At 48.7% G+C, this 15,243-nt stretch carries 14 protein-coding genes; 5 read left to right on the top strand and 9 right to left on the bottom strand.

Annotation, left to right across the window (positions count from 1 at the left end):
* Positions 1-30: 30 nt before the first annotated feature.
* Positions 31-621, bottom strand: coding sequence for an NUMOD4 domain-containing protein (locus tag LQ777_RS19430; RefSeq protein WP_232559601.1), 591 nt, complete (start codon positions 619-621; stop codon positions 31-33).
* Positions 622-896: 275 nt separating this feature from the next.
* On the opposite strand from LQ777_RS19430, the gene LQ777_RS19425 reads away from it, so the two are divergent.
* Positions 897-1,268, top strand: coding sequence for a CoA-binding protein (locus LQ777_RS19425; RefSeq protein ID WP_232559600.1), 372 nt, complete (start codon positions 897-899; stop codon positions 1,266-1,268).
* A 69-nt stretch (positions 1,269-1,337) separates the two neighbouring features.
* On the opposite strand, the gene LQ777_RS19420 is transcribed toward LQ777_RS19425, so the two are convergent.
* From LQ777_RS19420 to selD, 7 genes are all read right to left on the bottom strand, one after another.
* Positions 1,338-2,345, bottom strand: coding sequence for a 3-oxoacyl-ACP synthase III family protein (locus LQ777_RS19420; protein ID WP_232559599.1), 1,008 nt, complete (start codon positions 2,343-2,345; stop codon positions 1,338-1,340).
* A gap of 110 nt (positions 2,346-2,455) precedes the next feature.
* Positions 2,456-2,710, bottom strand: coding sequence for a phosphoribosylformylglycinamidine synthase subunit PurS (gene purS / locus LQ777_RS19415; protein ID WP_232559598.1), 255 nt, complete (start codon positions 2,708-2,710; stop codon positions 2,456-2,458).
* 65 nt (positions 2,711-2,775) lie between these two features.
* A complete protein-coding gene (gene pssA, locus LQ777_RS19410) occupies positions 2,776-3,447 on the bottom strand; it encodes a CDP-diacylglycerol--serine O-phosphatidyltransferase (RefSeq protein ID WP_232559597.1) in 672 nt (223 codons plus the stop codon).
* 35 nt (positions 3,448-3,482) lie between these two features.
* Entirely contained in the window at positions 3,483-4,121 is a 639-nt protein-coding gene (locus LQ777_RS19405) for an MBL fold metallo-hydrolase (RefSeq protein ID WP_232559596.1), read from the bottom strand.
* 74 nt (positions 4,122-4,195) lie between these two features.
* A complete protein-coding gene (locus LQ777_RS19400; protein ID WP_232559595.1) occupies positions 4,196-4,897 on the bottom strand; it encodes an SAM-dependent methyltransferase in 702 nt (233 codons plus the stop codon).
* 42 nt (positions 4,898-4,939) lie between these two features.
* Positions 4,940-5,716: an alpha/beta fold hydrolase gene (locus tag LQ777_RS19395; RefSeq protein ID WP_232559594.1), complete on the bottom strand. Its 777-nt coding sequence runs from the start codon at positions 5,714-5,716 to the stop codon at positions 4,940-4,942.
* 84 nt (positions 5,717-5,800) lie between these two features.
* Complete coding sequence (gene selD / locus LQ777_RS19390) at positions 5,801-6,883, bottom strand: selenide, water dikinase SelD (protein ID WP_232559593.1); 1,083 nt, start codon at positions 6,881-6,883, stop codon at positions 5,801-5,803.
* Positions 6,884-7,185: 302 nt separating this feature from the next.
* Between selD and LQ777_RS19385 the strand changes: the two genes are divergently transcribed.
* The 3 genes from LQ777_RS19385 to LQ777_RS19375 all read left to right on the top strand — a co-directional run bounded on the left by LQ777_RS19385 (position 7,186) and on the right by LQ777_RS19375 (position 12,999).
* Positions 7,186-10,578 (top strand): TonB-dependent receptor, encoded by a 3,393-nt coding sequence (locus tag LQ777_RS19385; RefSeq protein WP_232559592.1) that lies wholly within the window; start codon positions 7,186-7,188, stop codon positions 10,576-10,578.
* Positions 10,579-10,666: 88 nt separating this feature from the next.
* Positions 10,667-11,923 (top strand): ComEC/Rec2 family competence protein, encoded by a 1,257-nt coding sequence (locus tag LQ777_RS19380; RefSeq protein ID WP_232559591.1) that lies wholly within the window; start codon positions 10,667-10,669, stop codon positions 11,921-11,923.
* Between the two features lie 176 nt (positions 11,924-12,099).
* On the top strand, positions 12,100-12,999 hold the full coding sequence (locus LQ777_RS19375) for a glycerophosphodiester phosphodiesterase family protein (RefSeq protein ID WP_232559590.1): 900 nt from the start codon (positions 12,100-12,102) through the stop codon (positions 12,997-12,999).
* Positions 13,000-13,020: 21 nt separating this feature from the next.
* Here the strand turns inward: LQ777_RS19375 and LQ777_RS19370 are convergent, their stop codons facing one another.
* A complete protein-coding gene (locus LQ777_RS19370; protein WP_232559589.1) occupies positions 13,021-13,992 on the bottom strand; it encodes a patatin-like phospholipase family protein in 972 nt (323 codons plus the stop codon).
* Between the two features lie 273 nt (positions 13,993-14,265).
* Here LQ777_RS19370 and LQ777_RS19365 point away from each other — a divergent pair, with 273 nt between their 5' ends.
* Entirely contained in the window at positions 14,266-15,240 is a 975-nt protein-coding gene (locus LQ777_RS19365) for a polyprenyl synthetase family protein (protein WP_232559588.1), read from the top strand.
* Positions 15,241-15,243: the final 3 nt, after the last annotated feature.

The raw sequence follows: 15,243 nt of genomic DNA, 5'->3' as shown, positions 1-15,243 counted from the left end.
CATCACTTAAAGCTATTACCTGATTTCGTACTAGTCTCCGTCGATGGTAACGTGTTTCCAGTTCTCGCCGGAACGAATTCTGTTTAACTGGGTATGGGTAATACCAAATTGTTTAGCAATCATCTTCAGCCGGTTTTTATCGTTCCGGAGAAGCTTCTTGATGATCTTTACCTTGCTTTCGGTCAATTTATAATTTCGGGTCGGGCGGGGAGCCGGACGATTTTTGAGATTCGGATTATTCCGATTATGCTCAATCATCTCATTTTTTGTAACCCACTGTAGATTTTGATAATAGTTGTTTTGTTTATCGTGGTCGAGGTGAATAACATAGGTCTGCTCAATGTTCTTTCGATCCGAAAAATGCTCAGCGACCAGCTTATGCACGTATCGATTGAGCGTTTTCCCGTCTGAGCGTATGTTCAGCGAGCGATAGCCCTGAATGACAGACCCCTTGATAATGGTCCCGATCGTAGTAGGAGAACTGCTGAGCCGGGTACCAGTCTGAAAGCTGCGCAGACGACCATAATTAGAAACCTCGTAACGAGGTGGGTTTTCAATACCTTCGAACGTTATCGGTACCCACTTCTCGTTCCAGAAACTTTGATTTTTCTTTTCACTCATCATCAGTGATTGTTATAAGCCTGTTGAATCACAGGTCGGATATCCCCGGATTAGCCGTTTTGTTTAGTTCTCCTTTAACAAAGGTATGATGAAATGGTTACTAAATCTAGGTTAAAAAAACTGATAGTCAGCGGTTTCTGATTGTGAGGGAAAAGGTTAGCCGGTAAATCAGATTATTGTCTGTTACTGAAAAAGCAGTTTGCTGAACTTGACTGTATGCAGATCAGTTTCTAAAAGTGAAAATAGTAGCCACAAGTGCAGTTTAACTGACCGTTATGAATACAGAATCAAAAAAAACATTGATAATAGGGGCTTCCGAGAATCCAGATCGGTATGCCAACCGGGCCGCCCGTAGTTTGTTGCGGTACGGTCATTCGATTGAACTGGTTGGCCTGCGAAAAGGACAGATCGAAGGTCATCCCATTCAAACAGGAAAACCGGAGCTGGAGGCAATAGATACCATTACGTTATACGTGGGATCGCGGAATCAATCGGACTTGTATGATTACGTCAAAAGCCTGAAGCCAAAACGGGTGATTTTCAACCCAGGAACCGAGAATCCCGAGTTTGAGCGGCAACTGAAGGCGGAAGGAATTCAGCCCATTGAAGGCTGTACGCTCGTGATGTTGTCGGTTGGAACCTATTAAAAAACTGCCGGAACAGTTCGTAAAACCTGGTTCCGGCAGTTTTTTAATTTGCTGATACAGATAGTTATATTACCATCTCATAAGCGCAGAAGCCCAGGTAAAACCACTTCCAAATGCGGCCAGACAAACTAAATCGCCTGACTTGATGCGTCCCTGTTCAAAGGCTTCGGTGAGCGCAATAGGTATGGAGGCTGCGGTGGTGTTGCCGTAATGCTGAATGTTGTTAAATACTTTTTCGTCGGGCAGACCCATTTGCTGCTGCACATAACCGGAGATGCGAATATTGGCCTGATGCGGTACCAGCAGATCCAGATCGTCAGCGTTATACCCGTTCGCGGTTAGGCTTTCATTAATTACTTCCATAAAGCGCACAACCGCGTGTTTGAACACGGCATTGCCGTTCATAACAACGTTGATTCCTTCCGATGTTGCGGTTTCAGACGTAATAAAGCGATCAGGACGACTGCTGCCGGGATCTTTCAGGTACAGTTCTTCGGCGTAGCGGCCATCAGCGTGGAGGTGCGTTGACAGAATGCGGTGCTCCGGGTCAGTTGTTGCCTGTACAACGGCTGCTCCCGCACCATCCCCGAAGATAACAGCAACGTTGCGGCCTTCGGTGGTTTTATTCATCATCGACGATTGAATCTCCGATCCAACGACCAGCGCCGTTCGGTACATGCCGGTTTTGATAAATTGGTCGGCAATAGACAGCGCGTAAACAAAACCAGAGCACTGCTGTCGGACATCGATAACGGCAATTCCTTCCAGACCCAATTCGCGCTGCATGAGGAAAGCAGAACCGGGAAAAAAGTAGTCTGGGGAGAGGGTCGCGTAAACGATTAAATCAACGTCCTTGGCCTCAACACCCGCGCGCTCAAGTGCCATCCGCGACGCGGCTGTAGCCATACTGGCGTTGGTTTCTTTTCCGTACGTGAAAAATCGCCGTTGTTTAATACCCGTCCGTTCCTGAATCCAGGCGTCGGAGGTATCCATATATTGGGTCAGGTCGTCGTTGGTGACAACTTGCTCAGGCACGTAAAACCCCAACCCTTTGATACTCGAATAGACTGTGTTCATTCATTAATGGCAAAATAGTCGGCAAAAATAGCACTTTTTTGGGCGACTATAGCACACATGGGTTGCTACTCGCGCCTTCATCTACGGATTGATGGTTCGGCGAAATGATGCTATGAAGCAGGTTGTAGCTCAAACGAATACTCTTCCATGATCAAATTAGCCAGCAGCTGGCGGCACGCTGAGTCGACTGTCTCGTGCGCTTTTTCCTGGCTCTCGGCGTCAACTTCCAACCGGATGTGTTTGCCGATGCGGACGTTGTCGATGCTGTCCAGGTGGAGGTTGTGAAGTCCCAGTTTAACGGCTTTTCCCTGTGGGTCCAGAATTTCCGAACGGGTCATGATGTTGATTTGGGCGATGTATTTCATTGGTACTACTTGAGTGACTAACTGACTGACTGACGAGTTCATTTATTTACAAGTCAACTGTCCCGTCATTTTGTAAAAAGTGAGATAACGATGTAAAGCAGAATGATGAGCGGAATAGCTGCGAACTGCAAAAGTAATAAGAGTAGCGCGGATGCGATCAGAAAACTGAATTTAATCCGATTTTCGGCCCAGCTGAACGTTTTGAATTTAAGCGCAAACAACGGCACTTCGGACACCAGCATAAACGAAAACGCAATCATCATGCCCAATGCCACATCGTTCTGCCAAATAGAATCGTACTGGGGTTGGTAGCGGCTCATTAAGGGAAACGAAGCAATGAGCATGGCATTGGCGGGTACGGGCAGGCCAATAAACGATTCCGACTGGCGCGTATCAATGTTAAAATTAGCTAACCGCAATGCCGACAAAACCGCGATCAGAAAAGCGCCGTATGAGATTGCACCCAATTCCTGAAACCAACAGAGCTGAAAAACGATCGTGGCTGGCAATACCCCAAAGGTTACCACATCGGCCAGCGAATCCAGTTCTTTGCCAAAAGGGCCAGAAACGTTGACCATACGTGCGACGAAACCATCGCCAAAATCCAGAATGGCGGCCAGGCCAATCAGCCAGGATGCCGTTTCTAAATGCCCGCGTAAAGCCATCACCAAACCAATACAACCGCACAGCAGATTGCCGCAGGTCATGGCGTTGGGAAGATGTTTGAGTACATTCATAGATAGACGAACGAACGGTGGTGAATCAGTCCGTTTTACATTCTTACAAAAGGATTTGTTTGCTTTTCCTTACCAATTGTTGTGGGTTCCATGTGTCCCGCATAAACCACATAATCGTCAGGCAGGGTGTAAAATTGCGTTTTGATGCTATTGACGAGGTCGGCATGATTGCAGTATGGAAGATCCGTACGACCAACACTCCCGCTGAACAATACATCGCCCCCAATAATATATCGGTCGGCATGATTGACGAACGCGACGTGACCCGGTGCATGGCCCGGTACAAAAATGACATCCAAGGTTGTACTGCCGATCGTAAATTTGTCTCCTTCTTTTAAGTAAGCATCAACCTCGGCGGGGTCATAGCCCCGCAGACCGTACAGCGCGCAACGCGTCGGAACATCGTTGTAAATAACCATGTCCAGCTCGTGCAGATACGCTTTTACGCCAAACTTTCGCTTCACGTAAGCAACCCCAAACACATGATCAAGATGAGCATGCGTGAGCAGTAAGTATTTGACTGTTAGCTTGTGGTCATTAATAAACTTGCTTAGGGTTTCTTTTTCAACCTGTTCGTAACAGCCTGGGTCAATAACGACGGCCTCACCGGTAGCATCGTCGGCGATGACGTACGTATTTTCGTGAAATGGAGAGAACTCGAAGGCTTGAATCATGCGTGGTGGTCAGTGGTTTTGATAAATGATCGGTCTTTTCTGACTAGTAACCAGTTATCATAACTACCAAATCGTCACAAAAGTAAAAATACCGTCGGTTTTTTGCGCAAATCCGGGATTTGTGTTTTCCATTCGCGAATGGTTCGGGTACGAACAAAAGCGTCAGCAGCGGTCAGATTGCAGGCTACGCACAAGCGCGTATTCTGTTCACAAGCCGCGATAATATCGGCAAAAAGCGCGTCGTTCCGATAAGGCGTTTCCATGAAAATCTGCGTCTGCTGCCGTTGCTGTGCTTCTTTTTCGAGGTGACGAATCGCCCGGATGCGGTCCTGCCGCTCGATGGGTAAGTAGCCGTGAAATATAAAAGACTGGCCGCTCATACCAGACGCCATAAGAGCCAGCAAAATAGATGAGGGCCCTACGAGCGGTTCGACTCGCCAACCCAGCGAATGGGCCATACCAACCACCACCGAACCCGGATCGGCTACGCCAGGGCAACCGGCTTCCGACAATACACCGGCGTTACGTTTGCGTTCGGTCAGTTCCTGAATCTGTCGGCGCGTGTCGGCAGGAGGGGTGTCCTTGTCGAGATCGAAAAATGTTGTCTGATCAATAACGCGGGATGTTTTCAAGCCGCTGATAAACCGCCGGGCAGAGCGCACATTCTCCACAAAGTAAGCATCGGTCGATTCAATGATCGTTCGAATATTCGGTGGTAGAACCTGCTCGGCGGTGTCGTCGGCTAATAACGTTGGAATCAAATAAAGCGTTGGCATGGTGGTACGGAATAGGGTTCGAGGGTATATACTAGAAACAAACTACGACCCATGTTCAACAAACCGCAGCAACACATCCACAAATTCTACTGGCTTCTCGGCTTGTACCCAATGGCCAGCGCCCTGAATATCGACGATTTGCACGTTCGGAAAAATGCGTTTGATCGTCGGAATATCTTCGTCTAAAATGTACGGTGATTCGCTGCCCCGCATGAACAACGTTGGCGTGATAACAACTTGAGGGTTTGTCAATTCTTCGCCGATACCATGCAGCTCGCGCTCGATAACGGGGAGGTTCAATCGCCAGGCAAACTGCCCCTGCTCGTTACGATACAGATTTTTCAGCAGAAACTGGCGTACCGTCGGAATTGGTTCGTACTGGCTCAGAATCGCGTCGGCCTGATTGCGACTGGTCAGACTAGCTAGATCAATTGCGTTTAAACCGCGTATTAATTCAGCGTGGTGAACCGGGTAAAACTTAGGTGCTATGTCAACGACAACGAGTTTCTGAAAGGTGCCGGGATAGGTCATCGCGTATTGCATGACGGCTTTTCCACCCATCGAATGACCGACCAGAATAGGGTTATCCAGCTGTTGGTCAATCAGAAAATCACGCAAGTCAGAAGCCATTGTCTGGTAGTCATGCTCTTCAGCACGGGGCGACTGACCGTGATTGCGTTGGTCGAGCGCAAAAACGCGGTAACCTCTAGCTGCAATGGCTTTGCTGATGGTTAACCAGTTATCCGATGAGCCGAAAACGCCGTGTAAGATGACAATAGCCGGACCCGTATCGCCCGCCTGACGGAAGAATAATTTCATTAGTTAATCAATTGGACCTATAGTCAGAAAGGCCGAAATCCGAAAAAAGTTTCGTCGGCCTGCCTCCAACTCGAAGCGTCAAAATTATTGAACATAAACAACTTTCTCCCGCTGCTCGACTAATTCGCCGAATGATTGAAGGAAAAAACCGTTCTCGCTAGCCACGCGCTCGAACTCAATCGTGCTGTTCGGGTCAACGGCGATAAGCAAACCACCCGATGTTTGGGGGTCGGCCAAGATGTAGCGTTGCATCTCCGTCAGTTCCGAAATTTTGTGGCCGTAACTGTCCCAATTTCGGGTAGTGCCGCCGGGAAAGCTTTTTTGACTTAGGTATTCGTCAACAAACGGCAGCGTAGGTACAGCATCGAACGTAATGACTGCGCTAAGCCCGGAGCCTTCGGCCATTTCGGTGAGGTGTCCAAGCAAACCAAAACCGGTTACGTCCGTCAAGGCTTTGACATAAGGTAATTTACCCAGAACGGCCCCGAAGCTGTTTAGTTTTGCCATTTGCGTGGGGGCCAGGTGAGCGTGTTCAGGTTTTAGAATGCCTTTTTTCTGCGCTGTTGTCAGAATGCCGACCCCAAGCGGTTTGGTAAGGTATAGCCTGCACCCTTTGGTCGCCGTGTTGTTTTGTTTTAAATGATCGATTCGGACCCGACCCGTTACGGCCAGTCCAAAAATAGGCTCGGGTGAATCGATGCTGTGACCACCCGCAAGAGGAATACCGGCTTCGAGACAGATAGCGCGGGAACCTTCGAGAACCTGCCCCGCCACTTCGGGCGACAGCTTGTCCAGCGGCCACCCCAGAATCGCAATAGCCATGATGGGTTCGCCACCCATTGCGTAGACATCACTGATCGCGTTTGCCGACGCAATGCGGCCAAAGTCGAACGCATCGTCGACGATTGGCATAAAAAAATCGGTCGTGCTGATGACGGCTTCTCCGTTGCCCATATCCAGTACCGCAGCGTCGTCGCGGGAGTCGTTGCCGACAAGCAGGTTGGCGTAGTGCGGCTGGCCAGTTGCTGAGTCTCCGCTCTTATCGGATGGACTCGTCGTACGATTGTGCAGGATACGGTCCAGTATCTTGGGTGCTATTTTACAGCCGCAGCCTGCGCCATGACTATATTGGGTGAGTTTGACGGATGGAGTTTCGGATGGTACCATAATAGGACAAAACTAAGTGACAAATTATCGATTATTGGCTTGTAAGCTTTCAACTAATTTTGTTTACTTACAAATCCAACGAAAAGGTGCGCTTAACAATTAGTTAATATAGTATAATAGAATATAAATGATCTCAAATATGGCTATTTATAGAAATTAACCATAGGCTTAGGAAATAGTGGTACTTTTTTAAGAAGTCATACTTTAATAACCGAAAAATTGGTAGCATCTTTGTCTTTAAATAGGAAGACCTATCTAACTTGATGAGTTGCTCAAAGCTACAAACCAAATCTATCACTTCTATGTCAAAACGATTACTGCATTTTAAGGCAGCCTTTGTGCTTGTCAGCAGTATGCTACTGTCCGTACTCGGTGGGAGCGCGGCATTAGCGCAGGTTACGACCGCAGTTATTAATGGGCAGGTCAATGACGATAAAGGCGCTCCACTGCCGGGTGCTACAGTTGTCGCTATCCACGAACCGTCGGGTAGCCGGTATGGTACAACAACGAATGCTTCAGGCCGATACACACTTCCTGGTGTTCGGGTAGGTGGTCCTTTCAGAATTACGACTACGTTCGTTGGTTTCAAGGATCAGGTAAAAGACGGCGTATTCACTAGCCTCGGTACGGCTGCTGACGTTAATTTCAACCTGTCCGATGCTAGTTCACAGTTGCAGGAGATTGTTGTGTCAGGTACTCGGAGCGATATTTTTAGCTCGGAGCGGACGGGAGCTGCCGCGTCGTATGGTCGCCAAACCATTAACACGATTCCAACGCTAGGTCGTACGATTAACGACATTACGAAGTACAACGCCTACGGAAATGGGCAGTCATTCGGTGGTCAGGACCCCCGTTTCAACAACATCACTATTGATGGTGCTGTTTTCAACAACGGTTTTGGTCTGGGATCATCCGCTATTGCCGGTGGACGGACGGGTACAACAGCCGTTTCGCTTGACGCTTTAGACGAAATTCAGCTAAACGTAGCGCCTTACGACGTTCGTCAGACCGGTTTCTCGGGTGCGGGTATCAACGCCGTAACGCGCTCTGGAACGAATGATTTTTCGGGGTCGGTTTATTACCTGTTCCGTAACAACAGCCTAGCAGGTAATAAAGCAGACGGTAGAGATCTTCCGCCAGTTACGATTGACCAAAAGACGAAAGGCTTCCGGATTGGTGGTCCGATCATCAAGAATAAACTGTTCTTCTTCGCGAACGTAGAGCAGTACAACAGCAGCCAGCCAGCATTGGATTGGGTAGCCGATCGTGGAGCAGGCACCACAGGAAACGTCTCACGGGTAACAGCAGCGGATCTAAACGATCTTAGCCAGTTCATGAAGACGAACTTCAACCGAGATCTGGGCGCTATTGATAACTATAACAACGATGTCAAGAGCATAAAAGGACTCCTTCGTCTTGACTGGAACATTAACGATAACCATAAACTGGCTGTTCGTTATTCGCACCATAACTCGGAGTCTGATCAGTCGATCAGCAACAGTAATAGTAGTGGCACTGCCGGATTTGGTAACCGTACTGGCTATTCTACCGGTGCTTACTCGGGTAACCTAGCGCTTTCTCCGCAGAATACGGGCTACAAAATTGCCGATAACACCCGCTCGATTGCTGTAGAACTGAACTCGACCTTCGGTGGTAAGTTTGCTAACAAACTGGTTGCTACGTACAACAAGCAAATCGAAGACAGAACCTATCGGACCGATATCTTTCCAACGATCGACATTCTGAAAGATAACACCACCTACACATCGATTGGTTTTGACCCGTTCACGCCAAACAATAAGCTGAATTATTCGACCTTGAACATTACGGATAACTTTAGCTATTTCGCTGGTAAACACACGCTGACGTTTGGTCTGTCTTACGAGAAATACACCTCGAACAACGTATTCTTCCCTGCGTCGAATGGTGTGTACGTGTATAATTCGATTGCTGATTTCAAGACCGCAGCATTGGCTTCAATCACCAATCCTACGGCAACGACTTCTCCCGTAACGGTAAGACAGTACAACCTGCGTTACTCGCTGGTGAGTGGTGAGCCGCTGCAAACGCTGCACCGGAGCACCTACAGTGCCTATGTACAGGATGAGTTCCAGGTTAACCCTGCGTTCAAAGTGATTGCCGGTTTACGGGCCGATATCTTTGCTTATGATAACTCAACGGCTAAAGATTTCAACAACCCACGGGTAGCAGAGCAAGACTACAAGGATGAAAACAACCAGAAATATAAACTGAACACCGGTGCTTTCCCGAAAGCTCGTCTGCTTGTTTCGCCCCGCGTTGGTTTCAACTGGGATGTCAAAGGCGATAAAAGAACCCAGCTTCGTGGTGGTAGCGGTATCTTCGTATCGCGTATTCCTGAAGTATTGGTCTCGAACCAGCTCGGTAACAATGGCGTAAATACAGGTGTTTATAACTTGCCAAACTCGAACGTTCCATTCGCCACTGATCCTAGCAAACTGCCCGCTGGTATACTGCCTGCGGTTACTACAGATGTTCGTAGCTTGACGGGTTATGCCGTTAACGCAACCGATCCAGAGTTGAAATACCCAATGGTTTGGAAAACAAACCTGGCGGTTGACCAACGGTTGCCTTGGGGACTGATCGGAACGGTTGAAGTGATCTACAACAAGACAATCCAGGCGCTTCGTTACATTGACGCTAACTTAGCTACGCCAACCCGTCAGTTAAGTGGTCCTGATACCCGTAATCTTTTCCCAGCCTCGGGCGTAACGGGTACCAATGCAATCAACACGGCTCGTTATATCAACTATCCGTATAATACGAACGCGTTCGTTCTGAAGAACACAAACGTAGGTAACTCGTACACGTTCACGGGTAAGCTTGAAAAACCGGCTGTGAATGGTTTGGGCGGAATGCTGGCGTACACCTACGGCCAAGCGAGAGACTTGCAACTGGTAGGTAGCACGGTTGTTGGTAACACACCAACTGTACAAGGACAGAACTACCTAACCATGTCGTATGGCGACAATGACCTGCGTCATCGGATCATCGGCTACGCAAACTACCGCTTAAACTACGGTGGTAAGTTCGGTGGCTCGACAACCTTTACGCTGGGTATGCAATCGACCAGTGGTTACAAAGCGTCTTACGTAGTGGGTGGTGATTTGAACAGTGATGGTCAGACAAGCAATGACCTGATCTACGTACCAAGAAGCGCGTCTGAATTGAATTTCTCGGCACTGACCGTAGGATCTGGTTCGTCGGCAGTAACGTACTCTCCCGAACAGCAACAGGCTGCTTTTGAAGCATACATCAACGGTAACGATTACCTGAAAAGCCGTCGTGGTCAATACGCTGAGCGGAACGGTGGTTATGCGCCCTGGTTGACTCGCTTCGACTTCACGGCAATCCAGGAGTTCTACGTACGTACTGGTTCTAAAGGCACGCGTCATACCATCCAATTCCGGGCCGACATCCTGAACATTGGTAACCTGCTGAACAACAAGTGGGGTGTAGGCTGGCAGAACACGTCATCGAGCCCATTGTCGCTGGCAAGTGTTAGCGCAGCTGGTGTGCCAACCTACCGCATGGGAACGCAGTCGATCGTTGAGAACGGCACGACCAGAACGATTCTGCTGAGAGATTCATTTGTTAAAAATATTACGATTGATAACGTTTGGCAGGCTCAGCTTGGCGTTCGTTACCTCTTCTAGTCGATTTCAAGTGATTAGAAAATCCCCCGTTATCGTACTGATGCGGGGGATTTTTGTTTTTAGCTGTAGAACCTGACCAAATCGGTATATGCTTGGTTATCGTCTGCTCATCATACTGTTAGCCAGCTGGCCGTTTTGCACCGCTACGGCTCAGCAAATAGGCCAATCGCTACCTGTCTGGAGACAGGGTTATCTGGACATACACCATATCAACACTGGGCGGGGAAACGTGACGTTCGCTATCTTACCTGATGGCACGACGCTCTTGATTGATGCCGGTTCGGTTAATCCAATCGACTGGCGGACAAACAAGCCCCGTAATTTGCCCATCAAACCGAACGGCGACCGGCATGCAGGGGAATGGATCGCGCGGTACATCAGAAACGTCCTCCGTCCGCAACATAATCCAGCGATTGACTACGCCGTCATCACGCATTTTCACGATGATCATATGGGTTCGCCGGCTCACAGGGCTAGTAAATCGGCGGAAGGCTATATACTGACGGGCATTACCGAAGTTGCCGAATTTGTTCCGATCCGAACAATGTTAGACCGGGGTTGGCCAGACTATGACTATCCCCGTTCACTAGCCAGCGATTCGATGGTTATCAACTATCGACAGTTCCTTCGCGCCCAGGTTAAGAAAAAAGGCCTGACGGTAGAGCGATTCAAACCGGGACGAAACGATCAAATTACCTTGCTGAAAAAGCCGAAGCGGTACTGGAAGCTGTTTGAAATCATAAATGTGGCGGCTAATGGTAAAATCTGGAGTGGTAAGGATACAATAACGCGCGAGCTATTTCCTGATTTGAAGACAATAGCGCCTGCTCAGTATCCCAACGAAAACATGTGTAGTCTCGCATTAACCGTCCGCTATGGCGATTTTAAGTACTTTGCCGGTGGTGATCTAACGGGCGTGTTGCAATTTGGTGAACCCCAATGGCACGATGTCGAAACGCCAGTTGCACAAGTCGTTGATTCCATAGACGTTCAGGTGCTGGATCATCATGGGTATGCCGATTCGGAAAACGGGACTTTGCTGGCTCGTCTGAAACCAAGGGTGCTTGTCATCCCAGCCTGGGCCGCATCGCATCCCGGAAGAGACGTTCTCGAACGTCTCTACTCGAAACAAACCTACGCTGGTCCGCGCGATGTCTTCGTAACGAATCTGCTTGACGAGACCAAAGTCGCCCTTGGCAATCTGGCGGATCGACTAACTAGTACGTCAGGTCATGTATGTGTCCGCGTTGATCCTGGAGGCAAAGCATACCGCGTGTTTATTCTGGATGATCGGGACGAGTCGCTTCGCATTAAAGCTGTGCATGGGCCTTATGCAGCAAAATAGACACTAGTGGATTGTTTCTATTTTTTCAGTGGAGTCGGTTTCTCAAAACCGACACAGATTACTGCAAAGTGTCGGTTTTGAGAAACCGACTCCACTGAAAGTATAAATGTTTTTTTATTATTCCTTCGGAATGATATAGACCGTACAGCAACAAATTTTCAAGCACCCTCTTAAACATGAAAAAGAGACGTAAAGCGCGTTTTTTAGGTATTGTGTGTTACTGCTTCGGACTGCTTGGCCTTGTTTCGAGCGAATCCGTCGCACAAGCCGTTGACCGATTTAAAGACAGTAAAACGATTGATGATTTTCTGCAATACCGCTCTGATCGGAAATCGCCATTTATACTGGCACACCGGGGTGGGCCGGGCGCGTCGGATACGGAAAATTCGATTCTAACGTTCAACCAAACCGCCAGTGTGTTACCCAATGCTATCCTGGAGATGGATGTGCGAATCACCCGCGACAGCAATTACGTGCTGCTGCACGATCCTACTTTAGATCGGGAGTCGAACGCAACGGGACCGGTAGCTGAGTGGTCGCTTCCTGATCTGAAAAAGATCTTTCTGAATGATTTATCCGGGAAACGAACCCAGCAACGGATGCCAACCTTCGATGAGGTTTTGGACTGGAATAAGAATCGGTATGTGCTGGCGCTCGATGTAAAGCCGGGGACTGACCCTATTAAAGTCATGGACAAAGTACTGAAGCATCGGGCGGAGTATTCGGTTTTTGTGATTTGCTACTCGGTTGCTGAAGCGCAACGGATGCGGGACCGTTTCCCATTACTTTGGCTGGCGGTGGGCGTTAACAGCATGGCTGATCTGGACCGGTTTGAGAAAGAAAAGCTACCCGCAACAGGCCGATTAATTGCGTTGACTCCGCAGAAACTACAACCCGCTACGTTCTATAAGCGGTTGCATAAACTTGGTATGCTCTGCTCTGTCGGTACGTACGGAGCGAATCAACTGGACGAGAAACCGTTAGAAGAGGCTACTGCTGGATACCGCGAACTATTCCGGCAAGGAGGGGACATTATTACAACTGATCGTCCCAAAGAGGTAGCTCCCTTGTTCTAGCGAAACGTTCTCGTTACCACGCTATTGGCTGTTCTTTGGTTTTAGTACATCGGTCCCAGCCTGATAACCTGAAACAATCATTCGACCAATATCGTCGGAAGTGAATTTCATTAGGTTGAAGAAAAGTGGTTCCGTAGGGCGAATAATCGTTAGATTGAGATTACGACCGTGAAGGTGCTCTCGTTCCGCGTAACGTTCAGCCCAAGCGATATCGTTATTAACCAACTGATTGACCGTAATGTCCTTTACCCGGTCCATCAGATTCAATATATTCCGGTAATTGAATTTCTCGTTGTAAATCTTTCGGGCGTGGCAGGCTGCGCAGGCAATGTCTGTCGCGCCATCTTCGATAGCTACACGAAGCGGAGCTACTTCGCGCAGGCCACCGTCCAGAAAGGCTCGTCGGTGGTCACCCCCAATTTGCACCGCAGGCATGAGAAAAGGTAGTGAGCTACTCGCGTAGACATAATCCAGAAAGTTTGGGTCCTGCGCGTCGGCGTAGCGCATATCGCCTTCGATAATGTCCACGGCTCCGACCTTAATCTTCACGGGGCCATTTTTGATAGCCTCCATGTCTACATGGTTACGGATCAGGTTTTTGATGGGCGAGTTATCGAGCAAGCCATCGAACCGGCGGATAAGCGTGTTGTAACCCAACCGAAACCGCGACCGAATGACGGCCACATCGTCGGGCTTGGTTATGTTTCGAATCCAGAATTCAATCAGGTATTTGCCTACTTTCTCCCAGTTTATCGTTCCCGTTTCTGCGTGCTGGCGGGCGGCCTCATTGGCAATAAAGGTAGCATTAAGACTACCCACTGAAATCCCGTACAGCTGATCGGGGACAAAGCCTGATTCGAAAAGAGCCATCACGGCCCCGGCCTGGAAAGCCCCTTTCAGTGAGCCTCCGCCTAAAACAAGGGCTCTGGTAACGTTAGGTTCGGACGTAACTGCTGTAGGATGAGGAGTTGGTGGGACCGGATTGTTAATCATGGAAGCCGCATTTGGTTCAGGTAGATGGGCGGAAAGTTGACAGTTTTTACGCTATAAACAAAAGAAAACAGATTATAAAATGGTCGGAAGGGGTGCGGCTTTTATGACCGGCTTTTTCGGCGTCTGCACTTTCCTTGCTATACTTGCCGAAAATTTAATCGATAGTCTCGATTTGATGGTTGTTCAGTAGTCGTCGATGGCACATTCTGCGCTTCTTCATTGTTGACTTAACACGAACCGTTCGTAAAACGACTGTTGATCACTACTTCCAATATGCCTCTTACTGTCGCTGACATACAAGCCCCGATTGCTGCCGAAATGGAGTTGTTTGAGCAGAAATTCCGGGGTCAAATGAAAAGCGACGTTATGCTGCTCGATCAGATCATGAGTTACATCGTGAAGCGAAAGGGCAAACAACTCCGTCCCATGTTCGTCTTTCTGATGGCCGGTGTGTGTGGGCAAATCACCGAGTCGACGTATCGGGGGGCATCGCTTATCGAGCTACTGCACACGGCTACGCTGGTTCACGACGATGTGGTCGATGACTCAAACTACCGACGGGGCTTTTTCTCGGTGAATGCGCTCTGGAAAAACAAAGTGGCGGTGCTGGTCGGGGATTATCTGTTATCGCGTGGGCTACTCCTGTCTGTCGACAATGGTGACTTTGAATTGCTTCAGATCGTATCGACAGCAGTACGTGAAATCAGCGAGGGCGAACTGCTTCAGTTGTACAAAGCCCGGCGGTTGGACATTACCGAAGACATTTACTACGAAATTATCCGTCAGAAAACGGCGTCGCTGATCGCAGCCTGTTGCGCTGTAGGGGCGCGCTCTACTGGTACCGATTCAGAGACGATCGAAAAAGCCCGCACCTTTGGCGAAAAAGTGGGTATTGCGTTCCAGATAAAAGACGACCTTTTTGATTACGGTACTGCGGAAGTAGGTAAACCGCTTGGCATTGACATCAAAGAGAAAAAGATGACGTTGCCGCTTATTTACGCCCTCAACCAAGCTCGTTTTCTGGAAAAGCGCCGGATTATCAACATTGTCAAGAACGACAGCGAGAATCCTAAAAAAGTAAATGAGGTCATTGAATTTGTCAAGAATTCAGGTGGCATTGAGTATGCTACGGAAGCCATGAACCGTTACGTTGCCGAAGCGCAGGTATTGCTTGATTCTTTTCCTGAGTCGGTTTACCGCCGGTCGTTGCACCAGTTGGTACAGTACACCATCGAGCGCAGCAAATAGCGT

This window comes from Spirosoma oryzicola (assembly GCF_021233055.1).
GTDB classification, from domain to species: Bacteria; Bacteroidota; Bacteroidia; order Cytophagales; family Spirosomataceae; genus Spirosoma; species Spirosoma oryzicola.
This window is presented reverse-complemented; position numbering and strand designations above follow the sequence as displayed.

Coding starts and splice junctions, on each gene's coding strand:
- LQ777_RS19385 (WP_232559592.1), top strand. CDS start 7,186: ATGTCAAAACGATTACTGCATTTTAAGGCAGCCTTTGTGCTTGTCAGC.
- LQ777_RS19365 (WP_232559588.1), top strand. CDS start 14,266: ATGCCTCTTACTGTCGCTGACATACAAGCCCCGATTGCTGCCGAAATG.
- LQ777_RS19380 (WP_232559591.1), top strand. CDS start 10,667: ATGCTTGGTTATCGTCTGCTCATCATACTGTTAGCCAGCTGGCCGTTT.
- LQ777_RS19400 (WP_232559595.1), bottom strand. CDS start 4,897: ATGCCAACGCTTTATTTGATTCCAACGTTATTAGCCGACGACACCGCC.
- LQ777_RS19375 (WP_232559590.1), top strand. CDS start 12,100: ATGAAAAAGAGACGTAAAGCGCGTTTTTTAGGTATTGTGTGTTACTGC.
- LQ777_RS19405 (WP_232559596.1), bottom strand. CDS start 4,121: ATGATTCAAGCCTTCGAGTTCTCTCCATTTCACGAAAATACGTACGTC.
- LQ777_RS19430 (WP_232559601.1), bottom strand. CDS start 621: ATGAGTGAAAAGAAAAATCAAAGTTTCTGGAACGAGAAGTGGGTACCG.
- selD (WP_232559593.1), bottom strand. CDS start 6,883: ATGGTACCATCCGAAACTCCATCCGTCAAACTCACCCAATATAGTCAT.
- LQ777_RS19370 (WP_232559589.1), bottom strand. CDS start 13,992: ATGATTAACAATCCGGTCCCACCAACTCCTCATCCTACAGCAGTTACG.
- purS (WP_232559598.1), bottom strand. CDS start 2,710: ATGAAATACATCGCCCAAATCAACATCATGACCCGTTCGGAAATTCTG.
- LQ777_RS19425 (WP_232559600.1), top strand. CDS start 897: ATGAATACAGAATCAAAAAAAACATTGATAATAGGGGCTTCCGAGAAT.
- LQ777_RS19395 (WP_232559594.1), bottom strand. CDS start 5,716: ATGAAATTATTCTTCCGTCAGGCGGGCGATACGGGTCCGGCTATTGTC.
- LQ777_RS19420 (WP_232559599.1), bottom strand. CDS start 2,345: ATGAACACAGTCTATTCGAGTATCAAAGGGTTGGGGTTTTACGTGCCT.
- pssA (WP_232559597.1), bottom strand. CDS start 3,447: ATGAATGTACTCAAACATCTTCCCAACGCCATGACCTGCGGCAATCTG.